General features: G+C 71.3%; 3 protein-coding genes and 1 other RNA gene. 3 read left to right on the top strand and 1 reads right to left on the bottom strand.

Annotated elements, in window-relative coordinates:
• The first annotated feature begins 98 nt into the window (after window positions 1–98).
• From IE249_RS30015 to ssrA, 3 genes are all read left to right on the top strand, one after another.
• The gene (locus IE249_RS30015; protein WP_189709813.1) at window positions 99–431 is read left to right on the top strand and encodes a putative quinol monooxygenase; all 333 of its coding nucleotides are present in this window, start codon (window positions 99–101) and stop codon (window positions 429–431) included.
• A 65-nt stretch (window positions 432–496) separates the two neighbouring features.
• Window positions 497–976, top strand: a complete 480-nt coding sequence (gene smpB, locus IE249_RS30010; protein ID WP_189709812.1) for an SsrA-binding protein SmpB — start codon at window positions 497–499, stop codon at window positions 974–976.
• A 97-nt stretch (window positions 977–1,073) separates the two neighbouring features.
• Window positions 1,074–1,466, top strand: a transfer-messenger RNA (tmRNA) gene (gene ssrA / locus IE249_RS30005).
• 224 nt (window positions 1,467–1,690) lie between these two features.
• Here the strand turns inward: ssrA and IE249_RS30000 are convergent.
• On the bottom strand, window positions 1,691–2,962 hold the full coding sequence (locus IE249_RS30000) for an MFS transporter (RefSeq protein ID WP_189709811.1): 1,272 nt from the start codon (window positions 2,960–2,962) through the stop codon (window positions 1,691–1,693).
• Window positions 2,963–3,138: the final 176 nt, after the last annotated feature.

Below are 3,138 nucleotides of genomic sequence, written 5' to 3'. Positions count from 1 at the left end.
AGATCGCCGGGGGCGGGCGCCTGACGTAAGCTGCGCCGCGTCGGCGGCCGCACACGGCCACCGCACCCCCCGCGCGCACGACGACCTGGGAGACATCGATGATCTTCATCACCGCGAAGTTCCGCGTCCTGCCCGAGCACGCCGACGCCTGGCCCGAGATCACCCGCGAGTTCACCGAGGCCACCCGCCGTGAAGCGGGCTGCCTGTGGTTCGAGTGGTCCCGCAGCCTCGACGACCCGGACGAGTACGTGCTGACCGAGGCGTTCCGCGACGACGAGGCCGGCGCGGCGCACGTCGGCTCCGAGCACTTCGCGACCGCCCGCCAGGTCCTGCCGCGCCACCTCGCGGAGACCCCGCGCATCGTCAACGTCACCGTGCCGCAGGACGACTGGTCGCGGCTGGGCGAGATGGCCGTGCCCCAGGAGGGCTGACGCGGCCCGCGCCGCGGAAACGACTGGCCCGGCGGCCCCCGTGTGGTGCGAAAATGGGCGGCACTATGGCTAAGGAAAAAGGGCGCAAGCTGATCGCGCAGAACAAGAAGGCGCGGCACGACTACCACATCCTCGACACCTACGAGGCCGGTCTGGTCCTCACCGGTACCGAGGTGAAGTCACTGCGCCAGGGGCGGGCCTCGCTGGTCGACGGCTTCGTGCAGCTGGACGGTCACGAGGCGTGGCTGCACAACGTGCACGTGCCCGAGTACAGCCAGGGCACCTGGACCAACCACAGCGCCCGCCGCAAGCGCAAGCTGCTGCTGCACCGCGTCGAGATCGACAAGCTGGAGTCGAAGTCCCAGGAGACGGGTCACACGATCGTGCCCCTCGCCCTGTACTTCAAGGACGGCCGTGCCAAGGTCGAGATCGCGCTGGCGAGGGGCAAGAAGGAGTACGACAAGCGCCAGACCCTGCGCGAGAAGCAGGACCGGCGCGAGACCGACCGGGCGATGGCGGCGGTGCGGCGCAAGCAGCGGGGCTAGCCGGGTGACCGGCGGGAATACGGTGGCACGGGCGTGCGTTGTTCCCGTACGATGGCACCAGCACCCCAGGTGGGTGCGCACCTTGAGAAATCAACATGGGGATGATCGGTTTCGACAGCGGCTGTCGAAGCAGGGGAAGCGTGTCGAGGAAGCGGCCATGATCTCGTAAACCACAGGCCGAAAAAAATAATCGCCAACACCAAGCGCGATTCCTCCCAGGCTTTCGCCCTCGCTGCCTGATAAGCAGCTAGAGCGAGCCTCCTGATGGGAGTGTCAGCCCGGGGCTGTTCCCGACCCGGATCCTGGCATCAGCTAGGGGACTAAACCTTGATCCCGGTCACGGGGTGAAGAGGGAAACCAAACAGTGACTGAGCCCGTCGGAGACTTGTCCGCGTGATCTCCGGGGCCGAGAAAATCGAAGCGGACTGCACACGGAGAAGCCCTGGTTCCGCACCGTTGGACGCGGGTTCGATTCCCGCCATCTCCACTTGCCCCATGTGGGCGAAGGCCCCGCCGCTCACGAGCGACGGGGCCTTCGTCATGCCCGCGGCCCTTCGACCTCGGTGCTCCGGTTCCCGGGCCGGCGAGGCCGCGCCTCCGTGCGCACCGTGCGCGCCCCCGCCCGCCACTCGTGCGCGACCGACTGATGGAGTCGACCGACGCCTGCTGCCGGGCTGCCACAGCCCCACTGCCATACGCTGTCGTGACGGGCGGTCAGTGTTCGGCGGGCCGAACGGATCGGCGGGTGAGGGCGAGTCCGGCGAGGGAGATCAGCAGCGCCAGCGCCGCCGCCCCCACCGGCACCGCGTAACCGGCCGTCGGCGACACGTGCTCGACCACCCAGCCGCCCGCCGCGCTGCCGCAGCCGATGCCGCCGAGCAGGCCCGTCACCGCCAGCGTCATGCCCTCGTTGAGGCGGCCCTCGGGGCTGCGCTCCTGGACCAGGGTCATGTTGGTCACCATGGTGGGCGCCGTCGCCGTACCGGCCACCAGCAGAGCCGCCGACAGCAGCACCAGGGAGCCGGTGAGCGAGGCGGCCATCAGCGGCAGCGTCATCATCACGGTCATCGCGGCCACGCACCACGGCAGCCGTCGCCGGGCCGGGCCCGCAGGCCGCACCAGCCCGTACACCAGCCCGGCCGCGCACGACCCGGCCGCCTGCAGCCCCAGCGCCACGCCCGCCGCCGGCCGGTGCCCCCGGTCGTCCGCGAACGCCACGGTGACCACCTCCATCGCCCCGAACACCGCCCCCATGGCCAGGCACACCGCGAGCTGGGCGGGCATGCCGGGCGCCCGCAGCGGGGCCTTCGCGGGGGTACGGCGCCTGGGCGGCGGCTCGGTCGAGCGCTGCGCGGCGAACAGCAGCACGCCGGTGAGCAGCAGCACCGCCGCTACCAGAGTGCCGGCCTCGGGGAAGAACGTCCCGGTGAGGAAGGCCGCGAGGACCGGCCCGAGCATGTAGCACAGCTCGTCGGCCGCCTGCTCGAAGGAGTTGGCGGTGTGCAGGGCCTCGGAATGGCCCTTCAGCAGATGGGCCCAGCGGGCGCGGGACATCCCGCCCGTGTTCGGGGTCGTCGCGGTCGCGGCGTACGCGGCGAACAGCGTCCAGTCCGGGGCGCCCCCGCGCACGCACAGCACCAGCGCCAGACTGCCCAGCACCGCGCACACCGTGGCGGGCACGGCGACCCTGGCCTGCCCGTACCGGTCGACCAGCCGGGCGACCCAGGGCGCGGTGACGGCGGTCGCGGCGAGGCCGGTGGCGGTGACGGCCCCGGCGAGCGCGTACGAGCCGCGCACGCCCGCGATCATCACCACCGCGCTGACACCGAACATGCCTTGCGGGAGGCGGGCGATGAGATTGCCGGCGGTGAAGGCGCGGGTGCCGGGGAGGGCGAAGAGGCGGCGGTAGGGGTTGGTCCTGGTGGGTGGCCGAGTGGACTCCTCGGAGCTTCTCGCGGCGGGCTGAGCGGCGGGCTTGGGTGGCATGTCCACCACCGTCGCGCCGAGTGGATCAAACCGTCCAACACCTTCTCGGAGCCGATTGACGCACCAGCGTTGTAAATTCGGCGCATGCCCGCCCCGCACGCCCGCCACCTGGACCCGCGCCTGCTCGCCGCCTTCGTCGCCGTCGCCGAGGAACTGCACTTCACCCGCGCCGCGTC

Origin of the sequence: Streptomyces anandii JCM 4720 (assembly GCF_014650655.1) — a bacterium.
GTDB classification, from domain to species: Bacteria; Actinomycetota; Actinomycetes; order Streptomycetales; family Streptomycetaceae; genus Streptomyces; species Streptomyces anandii.
Note: the sequence above shows the minus strand (reverse complement) of the source record. Positions and strands in the feature narration are given on the sequence as shown.